Origin of the sequence: Shewanella sp. VB17 (assembly GCF_013248905.1) — a bacterium.
Lineage (GTDB): Bacteria > Pseudomonadota > Gammaproteobacteria > Enterobacterales > Shewanellaceae > Shewanella.
In genome coordinates this window covers 4973814-4995124 of the sequence record NZ_JABRVS010000001.1, presented here as the reverse complement: position 1 = coordinate 4995124, position 21311 = coordinate 4973814, and the positions used below count along the sequence as shown (strand labels likewise).

Sequence of the window (21311 nt, the reverse complement as noted above, 5' to 3'; positions counted from 1 at the left end):
TAAGGCTTTGTTTGTGCTGCATGTCGTTATGTAGCACGCTTCGATTTTAAGGATGTAGACTTTGATCCATTTCGCTAAAATGCACGGTTTAGGTAATGACTTTATGGTGGTTGATGGCATAACACAAAATGTGTTTTTTTCGCCTGAACAAATCAAGCGTTTAGCTAATCGACATTGTGGTATTGGTTTTGATCAGTTGCTCTTGGTTGAACCTCCTTATGATCCCGATCTTGATTTCCATTACCGTATTTTTAATGCAGATGGTGGTGAAGTTGAGCAGTGTGGTAATGGTGCTCGTTGTTTTGCACGATTTGTTCGTAATAAAGGATTAACGAACAAGAATAAAATTAAAGTGAGTACATCAAGCGGTAAAATTACCTTACGATTAGAACATGATGGCAATGTTACTGTGAATATGGGAACACCTATCTTAGAGCCTGACAGGATCCCCTTTAAAGCAAAAAAAATCGAAAAAACTTATTTATTACAATCGAGCAGCCCGCAACAATCAATAGAAACATTTCTTTGTGGTGCAATATCGATGGGCAATCCTCATTGTGTTTTGGAAGTTGATGACATCAATATTGCTGAAGTGGAGCGAATAGGTTCTCTGTTAACTCAAAATGAACGTTTTCCGAAAGGTGTCAATGTGGGCTTTATGCAGATAATTGACGCTGGCCATATCAAGTTAAGAGTTTATGAACGAGGTGCTGCAGAAACTCTTGCTTGTGGTACAGGTGCTTGTGCTGCCGCTGCGGTAGGCCAGCTGCAAGGAAAGTTGAACAAACAAGTACGCGTCGACCTCCCTGGTGGGACCCTGACGATAAACTGGGAAGGCGAAGGTAGCCCCTTGTGGATGACAGGACCTGCAGAGCATGTATATGATGGGCAGATAGCACAATGAGTAAAGCGCCAAAAGATAACACGCCTGCTCCATTTGATGAGAGTATTATTCGCGAATTCTTATTGGATAATCCTGACTTTTTTAATCGCTATCCTGAATTGTTATTGGCAATGCGTATTCCGCATGCAGAGCGTGGTGTCGTTTCATTAGTTGAGAGAAAACAGGAAATATATCGCAATAGAGTTCAACAATTAGAAGAAGAAATTACTTCATTATTAGGTATGGCTTCACGTAATGAAATGATTTATATGTTCAATACTGCACTGTCTCTTAAATTACTTAAGTGTGAAGATCTTAGAGAGCTTAGGCAAGAACTTGAAGTAGGATTAAAATCGCAGTTTCATTTTAGTCATGTGCGCTTGATTGCAGTTAATGATCTGGATAGTAAATTATCACAGTTTTGGAGCAAACGTCTTTATAATGGGTACTATTTCGGACGTTTAACCATCGAGGAGTCGACAAAATTATTTGGTGTCGAAGTCGGCTCTGTCGCGCTGTCACGCTTATCTGCACAATGTGGGAAAATGATTTTTGCTATTGCTAGTCAAGACGCTATGCATTTTCATCCTGAGATGGATCATCTGCTGTTGGACCAACTTAAACAGCTTTTGGATCATTTGTTGCTTAAATTTTAGTGAATAACTTGGCTTTAACTTGTCTATACAAGTTAAAGCCAAGTTTCTCGATATCATTAAGCTTGTCTATACAAGCTAAGCTAACATTTAAATACACCTAAGGAACTTGTCTATACAAGTGGTCTAATCGTTGTCAAAAGGGAAAAATGGACGTTAATTGGTTTCAACACTTTGAGAGTTATTTATGTAGCGAACGTCAACTCTCTAAGCATACAGTACAAAATTATCTGCGTGAACTAAACAGAGTTGATCGCCTTTTAGGTGATTTAACCACATGGGACAATGTTTCTCGAGAGCAGCTTCAAAGCGTACTGAGTCAATTACATCGAAAGGGCTTAAGCCCACGTTCTCTTTCTCTTACGTTATCATCTATTAAGCAGTTTTATGAATTCCTAATTTGTGAGGGAATGACTCAAGTTAATCCCGCTATTAGCTTAAGTGCACCTAAACAAAATAAACTGTTACCTAAAAATATGGATCTGGATTCAGTTACTCATTTGTTGGACATAGAAGCTGGGGATCCCTTAGGTATACGAGATAAGGCGATCATGGAGCTCTTTTACTCATCAGGGTTACGGCTAGCTGAATTAGCAGCGTTAGATGTGATGGATATTCAGTTCTCTGAGCGTTTAGTTAAAGTCATGGGGAAAGGGAGTAAGGAACGTATTATCCCTATCGGTAAGGTGGCTATCACAGCGATTGCTCATTGGTTAGACTGTAGACGAGACATTATGTGTGATAGTAATGCTCTATTTGTTACGCATAAAGGGATGCGTTTGGCTCATCGAAGTATTCAGGCTCGTTTGGCTAAATGGGGGCAAGAACAGGCGTTGAACATGCGAGTTCATCCTCATAAATTGCGCCATTCTTTTGCAACTCATATGCTTGAGTCTAGTGCTGATCTTCGTGCTGTACAGGAGTTACTCGGCCATGCAAATCTATCTACAACTCAGATTTATACGAGTCTTGATTTTCAACATTTAGCTAAGGTGTATGATGGAGCTCACCCTAGGGCGACGAAAGAAAAAAAGGATAAAAATGAATGATCCGTTGTTACATAAACCCTAGCAATATAGATGCGATAAGTTTTGATCTTGATGATACGCTTTATAATAACCTCCCAATTATTCAAAAGGCCGAAGATGAATTAGTGCATTTTCTGCATCAAGAATACCCGTTGACAGCAAGATTAAAAAAAAGCGATTGGTCAGACTTAAAGAAAGCCTTATTCAGAGCACAACCTGAGCTTTGTCATGACACAGGATTGGCCAGAAAAACAGTGCTTAGTCGAGGTTTACATCAGTTAGGATACTCGATAAAAGAGGCTGAAACAGGTGCACAAGATGGGCTTAATTGTTTTTTACGACACAGATCTGACTTTGCTATTTCTTCACCAGTGTTAAGCTTACTGCAAATTCTAGGTCAAAAATGGCCTTTAGTGGGGCTAACTAACGGCAATGCTGATGCTGATCGTATTGGTCTAGGCCCGCTTTTCGAGTTCGTATTATCTCCAGGTCTTGGGGTACGAATGAAGCCTGCGCCTGATATGTTTAATATTGCAATTAACAGGTTAGGTATATCAGCTCATCGCTTACTTCATGTTGGAGACAGCCATTGCGCGGATGTTATGGGGGCTAGGTTAGCGGGATGCCAATCAGTGTGGCTTAATCCAGCTTTTGGCGCTGAAGATATGGGGCAAGCTAAGGGGAGCCTACCTCATTTAGAGATAAGTCGTATTGAAGATCTTATGTTACTTATTTAGTCGTATACCAATCTAAAATAGGGATAGCCTATTACATAGGCTATCCCTAACTGTTCCAATGAAAATGTGTTGAATCTATTTAAGGGATATTGTAATAAGTAGAAAGCTCCTCATGAAGCTGGGTTGGCTCAGTTGCGTTTGCAAATCGAGTAGATGTATTAGATTCAGTACTGTCTATGATTAATGCTCCATCGCCATTATGGCCTAATAGACCTTGGATGATCGTTGTTTCAATATCATCACCTGGTTGTACATTGAATGCATCTCTTAAATCTACTCCGTCTAGAGTGATATATTGTTCAACTTCTCCTTGGCTATCGGCATTCACAGCGATAGTGGTTGTGTGGGTCGTATTGTCGAAACTGAAGTCGAGGTGATCGGCAAGTTCTTTAGCGCTGACGCCATGAAGCAGATCACTTAAATCGAGTTTGTCATCGGTAATATTGAAGTCAACAATGTGGTCAGTTCCTGTATCTCCTTGCTGCCAAACGAAGGTGTCAGTATGATGATCATCGCTGGATGTTCCACCCGTTAATATGTCGTTACCTAAGCCACCTATAAGTGTATCTGAATCGTCTCCACCAATCAGAATGTCGTTACCGCTACCACCGAGTAATGTGTCTTCTCCACTTCCCCCGTTAAGCTTGTCTTCACCACCCTGGGCAAAAATAACATCATCTCCTTTGCCTCCGTCTATTACATCATTACCATCGTCTGTACGAGATATGTCAAAAAGAGTTGAGTTAGTAGTGATAAATTCATGAACATCTTGCACTGATATAGATGATGTGTTTTCACCCGTTTCTGATGCAACAAATTTTTGCAGTGCAGCATATCCTTGCCCTGGAATATGATCAAATTTAACGAGATCGCCGAAGATAATATCATTACCCATAGCAGCAGCAATCGTATCATTACCTTGTAAAAGTAGGTTTTCAGAACCCAAGATAACACTGGCTAACTTGTCGACATCAATTTTAGCGCGAACGTTTCCGTCTGAATCATAAAGTGCTAAGTCACTTGCCGATATACCATCACCTAAGCCAATGGTCTCGACAGTTGAAATTGAAGCCAAAAGATTAAAAGCATGCAGTGCTTGAGTGTCGTCATCTATTTTCTTATCTGAAAAGCTTTTAACTGAGTCATTGTTATTAAACTTAAATTCGCCTATTTCATTATTGGTCCCATAAGAGAAGACTTTACCTTTAGCGTCGACAATGACCTCCCCATCAACTTGAATCGTATCTCCTTTTTTGAAGTCAGAACCGATTAAATCTCCAAGAATAATATATTGTTTTTCGCTGGTATTGTAGCCGACAGCAAAAGTTGTCGGATCTTTATCTTCGATTGCTCGATTTGGTTCTCCATCAGTAATGAAGTAGGTTATATTTTTTCCTTGATTATTAATGATTTGAGCACCACTAAACCAGTTTATTGCAGATTCAAAACCTGCTTCATAATTGGTGCCTCCTATGGCATCACTGATGTCGTTTATAGCACTTTTAAGCGTGTTGAGTGCGTTGGGATCGGCGAGATTAACAGAGACGCTCACGTTAGACTGACTCGCAAAGTCGGTTAATAGAACGTTGACGACGCCAGAATGGTTGCCAGATACACTTTGTACTAATTGTTCAAATACTATTTCTAGTTGGTTTTTGGCTTCGCTGATACTGTCCTGCATACTGCCTGAAGTATCAAAGATAAAGGCGACATTGTAATCTTCTCCTGCAATAATTTGTATACCTTGCACATCACTGATAACAAGGTCATGATTATCGGTGCCGTCAATCGTATTGTCGCCACTAGTACCCTGATTATAATCATAATCTATCAATGGAATAGCTGGAGTATCTGGAATAACAGCAAAATGCCCAATGACACTATCACCATCACCATCAGTGGCAATAAGATTAAAATCGAGTTGCCCATCAGTCTGAACTTGCATAACTTGATATTGATAAAAATCCCATTGTCCTGTGCCAGGTGTAAATTCGACCTTGAAGGCAAGTGCACCTGACGCTGTTTGGCCAAGTAAGGTATTGCCTGATTGGGATATGGTGATACTCTCGCCACTTTCTGTAAATAAATCAGTTTCATCGGTGCCAGTAAACTGTAATGTTCCTTTTTGATCAGCTCCCCACTGAATGTTAGTACTCCCTGTTGCGTAGGCAATAGCGAGCCCTTCACGACCTAAAAATTCGATTGATTTAATGGCTAAATCACTATTATCTGAAGTGTTACCAATACCGTTGTCAGTCGCTTTTATGATCATTTTATCGAAACCGCCTTGAAGGGTTTCAAAAACAGCAGCATAGTTACCATCATTAGCATCTGAACTAAATTTTTGTGTCGTAATCAACTGTCCATCGCGATAAAACTCAACCACTCCAACTTCTAGCTCGCCACCAAACATGCTTGCAAATTGGATGCTGGTACCGTAAGCAAGAGTACCAGAGTCTAGTGTTATCACAATTTCTTCTGAGGCTTCGGTACCATCAGCGAATTTACGGAAATCAATTTCAGCATCGATATTGTGATAGGGCGCAGCCACACTCTTGACTCCAATTCCACTATTATTACCATAGACTATTGCCGAAGTTAATGTTGAGTCAGTTGCTGATGTAAAGCCATTAGCCATGACTGTGAAGCCGTTAAAATCAAGAGTATCATGCCCCCCATTATTAGTTGTGAATGAGAAATTACCGACCAAAGTATCTGGGATGTTTGAGTCAGATACTGCGACTGCTGCAGTATCTGACATTTCTAAGGTGTCATCTTCAATTACTACAGTAAAGCTATCGTTAGTGACTTCACCATTTCCGTCAGTGACCTTGATACCGAAATCTAAAGCTAAGTTATCTTCAGACAATACATCATGGTGATCGACAGGTGCTAGCAGAGTGGTATTATAAATCCATTCGCCATTAGATCCTTCTGCTGGGGGGCTTAAGGCGAGGGTCATGACGGCAATATAGGAACTTGCCCCCTCGCTGCCAATATAGCCTGTCAATGTATTGGTATCATCCCAAGACCATTGAACAGTATTTCCACCTGATGTGATATTAAGAGGACCTGATAAGGATACAGTCAGTGCATCTTCATCAGCATCATAAATTTCAATAATGCCACTCGATATAACAGCATCTGTTTGATCTGAATTTCCAACATTATCAGCTAAACCATTGGTTAATCCTTCCTCCGAAACTCTAACATTGGTGATCGCTGTGATATTTACAATATCGTTTACAGGGGTGACATCAATCGTTAAGGTTGAAGTATCATTTTCACCTGAACCATCGGTGAGAACATAGGTGATGACGGGTACTGGGCCGTTGTAATTGGCCGTTGGTGTGAAACTGTACGCCCCATTTGCTGACAAGCTGAAGCTGCCGATATCAGTAATATTAATCGCTTGGCCAAGATTAAAGGGACCCGTTTCTCCAGCAATGGTGAAACTCTGCACGGTTAATGGTCCATCGGTACTGCTTCCATCAATGACGTTGCCAGTGTTCACGCCGCTGTCTTCATCGATGCTGCGTACTTCATTATTGTCGGTGAAGTCATCATCCATTGGACTTACCGAAATGGTGAGAGTGGATGTGTTGGTGTCCCCTGTTCCATCGGTTAAGACGTAAGTTATCACAGGCACAGGGCCGTTGTAGTTGGCCGCTGGTGTGAAGCTGTATGCCCCATTTGCTGACAAGCTGAAGTTGCCTATATTGGCAATGTTGATGTTTTCACCGAAGGTGAAAGGTCCGCTTTCTCCAGCAATGGTGAAACTCTGCACGGTTAACGGTCCATCGACACTGCTGCCATCAATAACATTACCACCGATCGCGTTACTGTCTTCATTCACACTGATGATTTCATCATTGTCAGTGAAGCTATCATCCGCTGGATTAACATCAATGGTGAGAGTGGAAGTGTTGGTGTCGCCAGAGCCATCGGTTAAGACGTAAGTGATCACTGGCACAGGGCCGTTGTAATTTGCCGCTGGGGTAAAGCTGTACGCCCCATTTGCTGACAAGCTGAAGCTGCCGACATCAGTAATATTAATGGCTTGGCCCATATTAAAGGGACCAGCTTCTCCAGCAATGGTGAAACTCTGCACGGTTAACGGTCCATCGACACTGCTGCCATCAATGACGTTGCCAGTGGTCATGCCGCTGTCTTCATCGATGCTGCGCACTTCGTCATTATCAGTGAAGTCATCGTTGATGGGGTTGACGGTGATGGTGAGAGTGGATGTGTCCACTGGGCCGCTACCGTCAGTCAGGGTGTAGGTGATCACCGGTACTGCGCCGTTGTAATTTGCCGCTGGGGTGAAGTTGTACGCCCCATTTGCTGACAAGCTGAAGCTGCCGACATCAGTAATATTAATGGCTTGGCCCAGATTAAAGGGACCAGCTTCTCCAGCAATGGTAAAACTCTGCACGGTTAACGGTCCATCGACGCTGCTGCCATCAATGACGTTACCAGTGCTCACGCCGCTGTCTTCATCGATGCTACGCACTTCATCATTGTCGGTGAAGTCATCGTTGATGGGGTTGACAGTGATGGTGAGAGTGGATGTGTCCACCGGGCCGCTACCGTCAGTCAGGGTGTAGGTGATCACCGGTACTGCGCCGTTGTAATTTGCCGCTGGGGTAAAGCTGTACGCCCCACTTGCTGACAAGCTGAAGCTGCCGACATTAGTAATGTTGATGTTTTCACCGAGGGTGAAAGGTCCCGTTTCTCCGGCAATGGTGAAACTCTGGACGGTTAATGGCCCGTCGACGCTGCTGCCATCAATGACATTACCACCGATCGCGTTACTGTCTTCATTCACATTGATGATTTCATCATTGTCAGTGAAGTCATCATCCATTGGACTTACCGAAATGGTGAGCGTGGATGTGTTGGTGTCGCCCGAGCCATCGGTCAAGATGTAAGTGATCACTGGCACGGCGCCGTTGTAGTTGGCGGCTGGAGTGAAACTGTACGCGCCATTTGCTGACAAGCTGAAGCTGCCGATATCGGCAATATTAACGACTTGGCCTATCACAAATGGACCCGCTTCTCCAGCAATGGTGAAACTCTGCACGGTTAATGGTCCATCGACACTGCTGCCATCAATGACGTTACCAGTGGTCACGCCGCTGTCTTCATCGATACTGCGCACTTCGTCATTGTCAGTGAAGTCATCATTGATGGGGTTGACGTCAATGGTGAGGGTGGATGTGTTGGTGTCGCCAGAGCCATCGGTTAAGACGTAGGTGATCACAGGCACAGGGCCGTTGTAGTTGGTCGCTGGGGTGAAGTTGTACGCCCCACTTGCTGACAAGCTGAAGCTGCCGACATTGGTAATGTTGATGTTTTCACCGAGGGTGAAAGGTCCCGTTTCTCCAGCAATGGTGAAACTCTGCACGGTTAACGGTCCATCGACACTGCTGCCATCAATGACGTTGCCAGTGGTCACGCCGCTGTCTTCATCGATGCTGCGCACTTCATCATTGTCAGTGAAGCTATCATCCACTGGATTAACGTCAATGGTGAGAGTGGATGTGTTGGTGTCGCCAGAGCCATCGGTTAAGACGTAGGTGATCACAGGCACAGGGCCGTTGTAGTTGGTCGCAGGGGTGAAGCTGTACGCCCCATTTGCTGACAAGCTGAAGCTGCCGACATTGGTAATGTTGATGTTTTCACCGAGGGTGAAAGGTCCCGTTTCTCCAGCAATGGTAAAACTCTGGACGGTTAACGGTCCATCGACGCTGCTGCCATCAATGACGTTGCCAGTGGTTACGCCGCTGTCTTCATCGATACTGCGCACTTCATCATTGTCGGTGAAGTCATCGTTGATGGGGTTGACAGTGATGGTGAGAGTGGATGTGTCCACCGGGCCGCTACCGTCAGTCAGGGTGTAAGTGATCACCGGCACGGCGCCGTTGTAATTGGTCGCTGGGGTGAAGCTGTACGCCCCATTTGCTGACAAGCTGAAGCTGCCGACATTAGTAATGTTGATGTTTTCACCGAGAGTGAAAGGTCCCGTTTCTCCAGCAATGGTAAAACTCTGGACGGTTAACGGTCCATCGACGCTGCTGCCATCAATGACGTTGCCAGTGGTTACGCCGCTGTCTTCATCGATACTGCGGACTTCATCATTGTCGGTGAAGTCATCGTTGATGGGGTTGACAGTGATGGTGAGAGTGGATGTGTTGGTGTCACCAGAGCCATCGGTCAAGATGTAAGTGATCACCGGCACGGCGCCGTTGTAATTGGTCGCTGGGGTGAAGCTGTACGCCCCATTTGCTGACAAGCTGAAGCTGCCGACATTGGTAATATTAATGGCTTGGCCCAGATTAAAGGGACCAGCTTCTCCAGTAATGGTGAAACTCTGCACGGTCAATGGTCCATCGACACTGCTTCCATCAATGACGTTGCCAGTGGTCACGCCGCTGTCTTCATCGATGCTGCGCACTTCGTCATTGTCGGTGAAGTCATCATTGATGGGGTTGACGTCAATGGTGAGGGTGGATGTGTTGGTGTCGCCAGAGCCATCGGTTAAGACGTAGGTGATCACAGGCACAGGGCCGTTGTAGTTGGTCGCTGGGGTGAAGTTGTACGCCCCACTTGCTGACAAGCTGAAGCTGCCGACATTGGTAATGTTGATGTTTTCACCGAGGGTGAAAGGTCCCGTTTCTCCAGCAATGGTGAAACTCTGCACGGTTAACGGTCCATCGACACTGCTGCCATCAATGACGTTGCCAGTGGTCACGCCGCTGTCTTCATCGATGCTGCGCACTTCATCATTGTCAGTGAAGTCATCATCCATTGGGCTTACCGAAATGGTGAGAGTGGATGTGTTGGTGTCACCAGAGCCATCGGTCAAGATGTAGGTGATCACCGGCACTGCGCCGTTGTAGTTGGTCGCTGGGGTGAAGTTGTACACCCCATTTGCTGACAAGCTGAAGCTGCCGACATCAGTAATATTAATGGTTTGGCCCAGATTAAAGGGACCCGTTTCTCCAGCAATGGTAAAACTCTGGACGGTTAATGGTCCATCGACACTGCTGCCATCAATGACGTTACCAGTGGTCATGCCGCTGTCTTCATCGATACTGCGCACTTCATCATTGTCAGTGAAGCTATCATCCACTGGGTTAACGTCAATGCTAAGAGTGGAAGTGTTGGTGTCGCCAGAGCCATCGGTCAAGATGTAAGTGATCACAGGCACGGCGCCGTTGTAATTGGCCGCAGGGGTGAAGTTGTACGCCCCATTTGCTGACAAGCTGAAGCTGCCGACATCAGTAATATTAATCGCTTGGCCCAGATTAAAGGGACCAGCTTCTCCAGCAATAGTGAAACTCTGCACGGTTAACGGTCCATCAACGCTGCTGCCATCAATGACGTTGCCAGTGGTTACGCCGCTGTCTTCATCGATACTGCGCACTTCATCATTGTCGGTGAAGTCATCGTTGATGGGGTTGACAGTGATGGTGAGAGTGGATGTGTCCACCGGGCCGCTACCGTCAGTCAGGGTGTAAGTGATCACCGGCACGGCGCCGTTGTAGTTGGCGGCTGGAGTGAAACTGTACGCCCCATTTGCTGACAAGCTGAAGCTGCCGACATCAGTAATATTAATGGCTTGGCCCAGATTAAAGGGACCAGCTTCTCCAGCAATGGTGAAACTCTGGACGTTTAATGGCCCGTCGACACTGCTGCCATCAATGACATTACCTAAGGTGACGCCGCTGTCTTCATCGATACTGCGCACTTCGTCATTGTCGGTGAAGTCATCGTTGATGGGGTTGACAGTGATGGTGAGGGTGGATGTGTCCACCGGGCCGCTACCGTCAGTCAGGGTGTAGGTGATCACCGGTACAGCGCCGTTGTAGTTGGCCGCTGGAGTAAAGCTGTATGCCCCATTTGCTGACAAGCTGAAGCTGCCGACATCGGTAATGTTGATGTTTTCACCGAGGGTGAAAGGTCCCGTTTCTCCAGCAATGGTGAAACTCTGCACGGTTAATGGTCCATCGACGCTGCTGCCATCAATGACGTTACCAGTGGTCACGCCGCTGTCTTCATCGATACTGCGCACTTCGTCATTGTCGGTGAAGCTATCATCCACTGGATTAACGTCAATGGTGAGAGTGGAAGTGTTGGTGTCGCCAGAGCCATCGGTCAAGATGTAGGTGATCACCGGCACAGGGCCGTTGTAATTGATCGCTGGAGTAAAGCTGTACGCCCCATTTGCTGACAAGCTGAAGCTGCCGACATTAGTAATGTTGATGTTTTCACCGAGGGTGAAAGGTCCCGTTTCTCCAGCAATGGTGAAACTCTGCACGGTTAACGGTCCATCGACACTGCTGCCATCAATGACGTTGCCAGTGGTCACGCCGCTGTCTTCATCGATGCTGCGCACTTCGTCATTGTCGGTGAAGTCATCGTTGATGGGGTTGACGGTGATGGTGAGAGTGGATGTGTCCACTGGGCCACTACCGTCAGTCAGGGTGTAAGTGATCACCGGCATTGCGCCGTTGTAATTGGCCGCTGGGGTGAAGTTGTACGCCCCACTTGCTGACAAGCTGAAGCTGCCGACATTGGTAATGTTGATGTTTTCACCGAGGGTGAAAGGTCCCGTTTCTCCAGCAATGGTAAAACTCTGCACGGTTAACGGTCCATCGACGCTGCTGCCATCAATGACGTTACCAGTGCTCACGCCGCTGTCTTCATCGATGCTGCGCACTTCATCGTTGTCAGTGAAGTCATCATCCATTGGGCTTACCGAAATGGTGAGGGTGGATGTGTTGGTGTCGCCAGAGCCATCGGTCAAGACGTAGGTGATCACAGGCACAGGGCCGTTGTAGTTGGTCGCTGGGGTGAAGTTGTACGCCCCACTTGCTGACAAGCTGAAGCTGCCGACATTAGTAATGTTGATGTTTTCACCGAGGGTGAAAGGTCCCGTTTCTCCAGCAATGGTGAAACTCTGCACGGTTAACGGTCCATCGACGCTGCTGCCATCAATGACGTTGCCAGTGGTTACGCCGCTGTCTTCATCGATACTGCGCACTTCGTCATTGTCGGTGAAGTCATCATTGATGGGGTTGACAGTGATGGTGAGAGTGGATGTGTCCACTGGGCCACTACCGTCAGTCAGGGTGTAGGTGATCACCGGTACAGGGCCGTTGTAATTGGTCGCTGGGGTGAAGTTGTACGCCCCACTTGCTGACAAGCTGAAGCTGCCGACATTAGTAATGTTGATGTTTTCACCGAGAGTGAAAGGTCCCGTTTCTCCAGCAATGGTAAAACTCTGGACGGTTAATGGTCCATCGACGCTGCTGCCATCAATGACGTTGCCAGTGGTTACGCCGCTGTCTTCATCGATACTGCGCACTTCATCATTGTCGGTGAAGTCATCGTTGATGGGGTTGACAGTGATGGTGAGAGTGGATGTGTTGGTGTCGCCAGAGCCATCGGTTAAGACGTAGGTGATCACAGGCACAGGGCCGTTGTAGTTGGTCGCAGGGGGTGAAGCTGTACGCCCCATTTGCTGACAAGCTGAAGCTGCCGACATTGGTAATGTTGATGTTTTCACCGAGGGTGAAAGGTCCCGTTTCTCCAGCAATGGTAAAACTCTGCACGGTTAACGGTCCATCAACGCTGCTGCCATCAATGACGTTGCCAGTGGTCACGCCGCTGTCTTCATCGATGCTGCGCACTTCATCATTGTCAGTGAAGCTATCATCCACTGGATTAACGTCAATGGTGAGAGTGGAAGTGTTGGTGTCGCCAGAGCCGTCGGTCAAGATGTAGGTGATCACAGGTACAGCGCCGTTGTAGTTGGCCGCAGGTGTGAAGTTGTACGCCCCATTTGCTGACAAGCTGAAGCTGCCGATATCAGTAATATTAATCGCTTGGCCAAGATTAAAGGGTCCAGCTTCTCCAGCAATGGTGAAACTCTGCACGGTTAATGGTCCATCGACACTGCTGCCATCAATGACGTTGCCAGTGGTCACGCCGCTGTCTTCATCGATGCTGCGCACTTCATCATTGTCAGTGAAGCTATCATCCACTGGATTAACGTCAATGGTGAGAGTGGAAGTGTTGGTGTCGCCAGAGCCGTCGGTCAAGATGTAGGTGATCACAGGCACAGGGCCGTTGTAGTTGGCCGCTGGGGTGAAGTTGTACACCCCATTCGCTGACAAACTGAAGCTGCCGACATTGGTAATGTTGATGTTTTCACCGAGGGTGAAAGGTCCCGTTTCTCCAGCAATGGTAAAACTCTGCACGGTTAATGGTCCATCGACACTGCTGCCATCAATGACATTGCCAGTGCTCACGCCGCTGTCTTCATCGATGCTGCTCACTTCATCGTTGTCAGTGAAGTCATCATCCATTGGGCTTACCGAAATGGTGAGAGTGGATGCGTTGGTGTCGCCAGAGCCATCGGTTAAGATGTAAGTTATCACAGGCACAGGGCCGTTGTAGTTGGCCGCAGGGGTGAAGCTGTACGCCCCATTTGCTGACAAGCTGAAGCTGCCGATATCAGTAATATTAATGGCTTGGCCCAGATTAAAGGGACCAGCTTCTCCAGTAATGGTGAAACTCTGCACGGTTAATGGTCCATCGACGCTGCTGCCATCAATGACATTACCACCGATCGCGTTACTGTCTTCATTCACACTGATGATTTCATCATTGTCAGTGAAGCTATCATCCACTGGATTAACGTCAATAGTGAGCGTGGATGTGTCCACCGTGCCGCTGCCGTCAGTCAGGGTGTAGGTTATCACCGGCACTGCGCCGTTGTAATTGGTCGCTGGGGTGAAGCTGTACGCCCCATTTGCTGACAAGCTGAAGTTGCCTATATTGGCAATGTTGATGTTTTCACCGAGGGTGAAAGGTCCCGTTTCTCCAGCAATGATAAAACTCTGGACGGTTAATGGTCCATCGACACTGCTGCCATCAATGACGTTGCCAGTGGTCACGCCGCTGTCTTCATCGATGCTGCGCACTTCATCATTGTCGGTGAAGTCATCATTGATGGGGTTGACGGTGATGGTGAGAGTGGATGTGTCCACTGGGCCACTACCGTCAGTCAGGGTGTAAGTGATCACCGGCATTGCGCCGTTGTAATTGGCCGCTGGGGTGAAGTTGTACGCCCCACTTGCTGACAAGCTGAAGCTGCCGACATTGGTAATGTTGATGTTTTCACCGAGGGTGAAAGGTCCCGTTTCTCCAGCAATGGTAAAACTCTGCACGGTTAACGGTCCATCGACGCTGCTGCCATCAATGACGTTACCAGTGCTCACGCCGCTGTCTTCATCGATGCTGCGCACTTCATCGTTGTCAGTGAAGTCATCATCCATTGGGCTTACCGAAATGGTGAGGGTGGATGTGTTGGTGTCGCCAGAGCCATCGGTCAAGACGTAGGTGATCACAGGCACAGGGCCGTTGTAGTTGGTCGCTGGGGTGAAGTTGTACGCCCCACTTGCTGACAAGCTGAAGCTGCCGACATTAGTAATGTTGATGTTTTCACCGAGGGTGAAAGGTCCCGTTTCTCCAGCAATGGTGAAACTCTGCACGGTTAACGGTCCATCGACGCTGCTGCCATCAATGACGTTGCCAGTGGTTACGCCGCTGTCTTCATCGATACTGCGCACTTCGTCATTGTCGGTGAAGTCATCATTGATGGGGTTGACAGTGATGGTGAGAGTGGATGTGTCCACTGGGCCACTACCGTCAGTCAGGGTGTAGGTGATCACCGGTACAGGGCCGTTGTAATTGGTCGCTGGGGTGAAGTTGTACGCCCCACTTGCTGACAAGCTGAAGCTGCCGACATTAGTAATGTTGATGTTTTCACCGAGAGTGAAAGGTCCCGTTTCTCCAGCAATGGTAAAACTCTGGACGGTTAATGGTCCATCGACGCTGCTGCCATCAATGACGTTGCCAGTGGTTACGCCGCTGTCTTCATCGATACTGCGCACTTCATCATTGTCGGTGAAGTCATCGTTGATGGGGTTGACAGTGATGGTGAGAGTGGATGTGTTGGTGTCGCCAGAGCCATCGGTTAAGACGTAGGTGATCACAGGCACAGGGCCGTTGTAGTTGGTCGCAGGGGTGAAGCTGTACGCCCCATTTGCTGACAAGCTGAAGCTGCCGACATTGGTAATGTTGATGTTTTCACCGAGGGTGAAAGGTCCCGTTTCTCCAGCAATGGTAAAACTCTGCACGGTTAACGGTCCATCAACGCTGCTGCCATCAATGACGTTGCCAGTGGTCACGCCGCTGTCTTCATCGATGCTGCGCACTTCATCATTGTCAGTGAAGCTATCATCCACTGGATTAACGTCAATGGTGAGAGTGGAAGTGTTGGTGTCGCCAGAGCCGTCGGTCAAGATGTAGGTGATCACAGGTACAGCGCCGTTGTAGTTGGCCGCAGGTGTGAAGTTGTACGCCCCATTTGCTGACAAGCTGAAGCTGCCGATATCAGTAATATTAATCGCTTGGCCAAGATTAAAGGGTCCAGCTTCTCCAGCAATGGTGAAACTCTGCACGGTTAATGGTCCATCGACACTGCTGCCATCAATGACGTTGCCAGTGGTCACGCCGCTGTCTTCATCGATGCTGCGCACTTCATCATTGTCAGTGAAGCTATCATCCACTGGATTAACGTCAATGGTGAGAGTGGAAGTGTTGGTGTCGCCAGAGCCGTCGGTCAAGATGTAGGTGATCACAGGCACAGGGCCGTTGTAGTTGGCCGCTGGGGTGAAGTTGTACACCCCATTCGCTGACAAACTGAAGCTGCCGACATTGGTAATGTTGATGTTTTCACCGAGGGTGAAAGGTCCCGTTTCTCCAGCAATGGTAAAACTCTGCACGGTTAATGGTCCATCGACACTGCTGCCATCAATGACATTGCCAGTGCTCACGCCGCTGTCTTCATCGATGCTGCTCACTTCATCGTTGTCAGTGAAGTCATCATCCATTGGGCTTACCGAAATGGTGAGAGTGGATGCGTTGGTGTCGCCAGAGCCATCGGTTAAGATGTAAGTTATCACAGGCACAGGGCCGTTGTAGTTGGCCGCAGGGGTGAAGCTGTACGCCCCATTTGCTGACAAGCTGAAGCTGCCGATATCAGTAATATTAATGGCTTGGCCCAGATTAAAGGGACCAGCTTCTCCAGTAATGGTGAAACTCTGCACGGTTAATGGTCCATCGACGCTGCTGCCATCAATGACATTACCACCGATCGCGTTACTGTCTTCATTCACACTGATGATTTCATCATTGTCAGTGAAGCTATCATCCACTGGATTAACGTCAATAGTGAGCGTGGATGTGTCCACCGTGCCGCTGCCGTCAGTCAGGGTGTAGGTTATCACCGGCACTGCGCCGTTGTAATTGGTCGCTGGGGTGAAGCTGTACGCCCCATTTGCTGACAAGCTGAAGTTGCCTATATTGGCAATGTTGATGTTTTCACCGAGGGTGAAAGGTCCCGTTTCTCCAGCAATGATAAAACTCTGGACGGTTAATGGTCCATCGACACTGCTGCCATCAATGACGTTGCCAGTGGTCACGCCGCTGTCTTCATCGATGCTGCGCACTTCATCATTGTCGGTGAAGTCATCATTGATGGGGTTGACGTCAATGGTAAGAGTGGAAGTGTTGGTGTCGCCAGAGCCATCGGTCAAGATGTAAGTGATCACCGGCAAGGCGCCGTTGTAATTGGTCGCTGGGGTGAAGCTGTACGCCCCACTTGCTGACAAGCTGAAGCTGCCGACATTGGTAATGTTGATGTTTTCACCGAGGGTGAAAGGTCCCGTTTCTCCAGCAATGGTGAAACTCTGCACGGTTAACGGTCCATCGACACTGCTGCCATCAATGACGTTGCCAGTGGTTACGCCGCTGTCTTCATCGATACTGCGCAGTTCGTCATTGTCGGTGAAGTCATCATTGATGGGGTTGACAGTGATGGTGAGAGTGGATGTGTCCACTGGGCCACTACCGTCAGTCAGGGTGTAGGTGATCACAGGTACAGCGCCGTTGTAATTGGCCGCTGGGGTGAAGTTGTACGCCCCACTTGCTGACAAGCTGAAGCTGCCGACATTAGTAATGTTGATGTTTTCACCGAGGGTGAAAGGTCCCGTTTCTCCAGCAATGGTGAAACTCTGCACGGTTAACGGTCCATCGACACTGCTGCCATCAATGACGTTGCCAGTGCTCACGCCGCTGTCTTCATCGATGCTGCGCACTTCATCGTTGTCAGTGAAGTCATCATCCATTGGATTAACGTCAATGGTGAGTGTGGAAGTGTTGGTGTCGCCAGAGCCATCGGTCAAGATGTAGGTGATCACCGGCACAGCGCCGTTGTAATTGGTCGCTGGGGTGAAACTGTACACCCCATTTGCTGACAAGCTGAAGCTGCCGACATTGGTAATGTTGATGTTTTCACCGAGGGTGAAAGGTCCCGTTTCTCCAGCAATGGTGAAACTCTGCACGGTTAACGGTCCATCGACACTGCTGCCATCAATGACGTTACCAGTGGTCACGCCGCTGTCTTCATCGATGCTGCGCACTTCGTCATTGTCGGTGAAGTCATCGTTGATGGGGTTGACAGTGATGGTGACAGTAGATGTGTCCACTGGGCCACTACCGTCAGTCAGGGTGTAGGTGATCACCGGTACAGCGCCGTTGTAATTGGTCGCTGGGGTGAAGCTGTACGCCCCATTTGCTGACAAGCTGAAGCTGCCGACATTGGTAATATTGATGTTTTCACCGAGGGTGAAAGGTCCCGTTTCTCCAGCAATGGTAAAACTCTGGACGGTTAATGGTCCATCGACGCTGCTGCCATCAATAACATTGCCAGTGGTCACGTCGCTGTCTTCATCGATGCTGCGCACTTCATCGTTGTCAGTGAAGTCATCGTTGATGGGGTTGACGGTGATGGTGAGCGTGGATGTGTCCACCGTGCCGCTGCCGTCAGTCAGGGTGTAGGTTATCACAGGCACTGCGCCGTTGTAATTGGCCGCAGGGGTGAAGTTGTACGCCCCACTTGCTGACAAGCTGAAGCTGCCGACATTGGTAATATTGATGTTTTCACCGAGGGTGAAAGGTCCCGTTTCTCCAGCAATGATAAAACTCTGGACGGTTAATGGTCCATCGACACTGCTGCCATCAATGACGTTGCCAGTGGTCACGCCGCTGTCTTCATCGATGCTGCGCACTTCATCATTGTCGGTGAAGTCATCATTGATGGGGTTGACGTCAATGGTAAGAGTGGAAGTGTTGGTGTCGCCAGAGCCATCGGTCAAGATGTAAGTGATCACCGGCAAGGCGCCGTTGTAATTGGTCGCTGGGGTGAAGCTGTACGCCCCACTTGCTGACAAGCTGAAGCTGCCGACATTGGTAATGTTGATGTTTTCACCGAGGGTGAAAGGTCCCGTTTCTCCAGCAATGATAAAACTCTGGACGGTTAATGGTCCATCGACACTGCTGCCATCAATGACGTTGCCAGTGGTCACGCCGCTGTCTTCATCGATGCTGCGCACTTCATCATTGTCGGTGAAGTCATCATTGATGGGGTTGACGTCAATGGTAAGAGTGGAAGTGTTGGTGTCGCCAGAGCCATCGGTCAAGATGTAAGTGATCACCGGCAAGGCGCCGTTGTAATTGGTCGCTGGGGTGAAGCTGTACGCCCCACTTGCTGACAAGCTGAAGCTGCCGACATTGGTAATGTTGATGTTTTCACCGAGGGTGAAAGGTCCCGTTTCTCCAGCAATGGTGAAACTCTGCACGGTTAATGGTCCATCGACACTGCTGCCATCAATGACGTTGCCAGTGGTTACGCCGCTGTCTTCATCGATACTGCGCAGTTCGTCATTGTCGGTGAAGTCATCATTGATGGGGTTGACAGTGATGGTGAGAGTGGATGTGTCCACTGGGCCACTACCGTCAGTCAGGGTGTAGGTGATCACAGGTACAGCGCCGTTGTAATTGGCCGCTGGGGTGAAGTTGTACGCCCCACTTGCTGACAAGCTGAAGCTGCCGACATTAGTAATGTTGATGTTTTCACCGAGGGTGAAAGGTCCCGTTTCTCCAGCAATGGTGAAACTCTGCACGGTTAACGGTCCATCGACACTGCTGCCATCAATGACGTTGCCAGTGCTCACGCCGCTGTCTTCATCGATGCTGCGCACTTCATCGTTGTCAGTGAAGTCATCATCCATTGGATTAACGTCAATGGTGAGTGTGGAAGTGTTGGTGTCGCCAGAGCCATCGGTCAAGATGTAGGTGATCACCGGTACAGCGCCGTTGTAATTGGTCGCTGGGGTGAAGCTGTACGCCCCATTTGCTGACAAGCTGAAGCTGCCGACATTGGTAATATTGATGTTTTCACCGAGGGTGAAAGGTCCCGTTTCTCCAGCAATGGTAAAACTCTGGACGGTTAATGGTCCATCGACGCTGCTGCCATCAATAACATTGCCAGTGGTCACGTCGCTGTCTTCATCGATGCTGCGCACTTCATCGTTGTCAGTGAAGTCATCGTTGATGGGGTTGACGGTGATGGTGAGAGTGGATGTGTCCACCGTGCCGCTGCCGTCAGTCAGGGTGTAGGTTATCACAGGCACTGCGCCGTTGTAATTGGCCGCAGGGGTGAAGTTGTACGCCCCACTTGCTGACAAGCTGAAGCTGCCGACATTGGTAATATTGATGTTTTCACCGAGGGTGAAAGGTCCCGTTTCTCCAGCAATGGTAAAACTCTGCACGGTTAATGGCCCATCGACACTGCTGCCATCAATGACGTTGCCCAAAGTGGTGCCGCTGTCTTCATCGATGCTGCGCACTTCGTCATTGTCAGTAAAGTCATCGTTGATGGGGTTAACGTCAAGTGTCAGTGTTGCACTTACCCCAGTATTGGTGGTGTAAGTGACAATCGGGAGTTGGCCATTCCAGTTAGTTTCGGGTGTGAACGTGTACTGGCCATCTTGGTTAATGATCAATATGCCTGCGTCGAGTGTCACTTCGGTGCCAGCATCGTAGTTAGATCCCTCAATTTCAAAGCTAAAAACAGTGAGTTCGTTATCGACATCGTCGTCATTGTCAAGAACATTGCCGCTGGCGACGGTGCCTTCATTGGTGATGTTAGTGTCATTAACCAGAATGCTGGGATCATCAACGGGGATAATATTAATTGTTAGTGTGGCGCTTGCACCAGTATTGGTGGTGTAGGTGATTAATGGGAGTGGGCCATTCCAGTTGTTATTAGGAGTGAATATGTAAGAACCATCGGCATTAATGATTAATGAGCCACTTTCTATCTGGGCTGTATTGCCTGCACTGATTATTGTGTTATTAACGCTAAAGCTCAATATGCTTAAATCACTATCGATATCACTGTCGTTGGTTAACACATTTCCGGTGGCTACCGTATCTTCATTAATGGTATCAATATCATTTGTAGGTATTGATGGGTTGTCAGCTAGAATTGCACTGTTTGTACTTTGGAGTGAGAATTCGGTTTGCTGAGCGCCATCTGTGTTAAAGCCAGCGTTTGCGAGAGTTTCATTAGCACTGCGAGTGATCGATATAATATTTGAACTACCTTGATTACCATTGACTTGGCCTGCGGCTGTATCTGGTAGGTCCAGAGTTGGATCTTCTCCTGATGCGATGAGCGTCTGAAGAGTTTCAATTTCATCGAGAACATCCTGATCTAACAGCGTTTCAGAGGTGATGTTAGAATATGTCGAATCATCGGCATATAATATTTCTATTTGAGCGCCGTCTTCAATAACTAATGTTGTTGCAGTTGGCAGTTGTGTACCTGAAGAGATCGGTTTGGTTACCCCATCCAATGTCATGGTTATCTTGCCTTTAACAAGTGTAACCAGTCCACTTTGCGCTGTGACGATTGACTCCATTCGAAAACTCCAAGTTAATGAGTGTTAACAATATCCACTTTGTAAAAAAAGATATTTGCATGTGACTTAAGTTAGTCAAATGTTAGCCCTATAGGCTTGTGTTATCA

Annotated in this window: 6 protein-coding genes; 4 read left to right on the top strand and 2 right to left on the bottom strand. The window is 47.8% G+C overall.

Translation table 11 applies throughout. The annotated features are described in order from the left end of the window. Positions 1-61: 61 nt before the first annotated feature. From dapF to HQQ94_RS21465, 4 genes are all read left to right on the top strand, one after another. Positions 62-904, top strand: a complete 843-nt coding sequence (dapF, locus tag HQQ94_RS21480; protein WP_173296325.1) for a diaminopimelate epimerase — start codon at positions 62-64, stop codon at positions 902-904. Next, positions 901-1539, top strand: coding sequence for a DUF484 family protein (locus HQQ94_RS21475; protein ID WP_173296324.1), 639 nt, complete (start codon positions 901-903; stop codon positions 1537-1539). Before dapF ends, HQQ94_RS21475 begins: the two co-directional genes overlap by 4 nt. 146 nt (positions 1540-1685) lie before the next feature. Further along, positions 1686-2585 (top strand): tyrosine recombinase XerC, encoded by a 900-nt coding sequence (xerC, locus tag HQQ94_RS21470; protein ID WP_173296323.1) that lies wholly within the window; start codon positions 1686-1688, stop codon positions 2583-2585. Continuing rightward, positions 2585-3301 carry an HAD-IA family hydrolase gene (locus HQQ94_RS21465; protein ID WP_173296764.1) on the top strand — a complete coding sequence of 239 codons (717 nt, stop codon included), beginning with the start codon at positions 2585-2587 and terminating at the stop codon, positions 3299-3301. Before xerC ends, HQQ94_RS21465 begins: the two co-directional genes overlap by 1 nt. A 79-nt stretch (positions 3302-3380) precedes the next feature. Here the strand turns inward: HQQ94_RS21465 and HQQ94_RS22780 are convergent, their stop codons facing one another. Further along, complete coding sequence (locus tag HQQ94_RS22780; protein WP_309247291.1) at positions 3381-12674, bottom strand: tandem-95 repeat protein; 9294 nt, start codon at positions 12672-12674, stop codon at positions 3381-3383. 19 nt (positions 12675-12693) lie between these two features. Continuing rightward, a complete protein-coding gene (locus tag HQQ94_RS21450; protein ID WP_173296322.1) occupies positions 12694-21204 on the bottom strand; it encodes a tandem-95 repeat protein in 8511 nt (2836 codons plus the stop codon). Positions 21205-21311 lie beyond the last annotated feature (107 nt).

Coding starts and splice junctions, on each gene's coding strand:
- HQQ94_RS21450 (WP_173296322.1), bottom strand. CDS start 21,204: ATGGAGTCAATCGTCACAGCGCAAAGTGGACTGGTTACACTTGTTAAA.
- HQQ94_RS21475 (WP_173296324.1), top strand. CDS start 901: ATGAGTAAAGCGCCAAAAGATAACACGCCTGCTCCATTTGATGAGAGT.
- xerC (WP_173296323.1), top strand. CDS start 1,686: ATGGACGTTAATTGGTTTCAACACTTTGAGAGTTATTTATGTAGCGAA.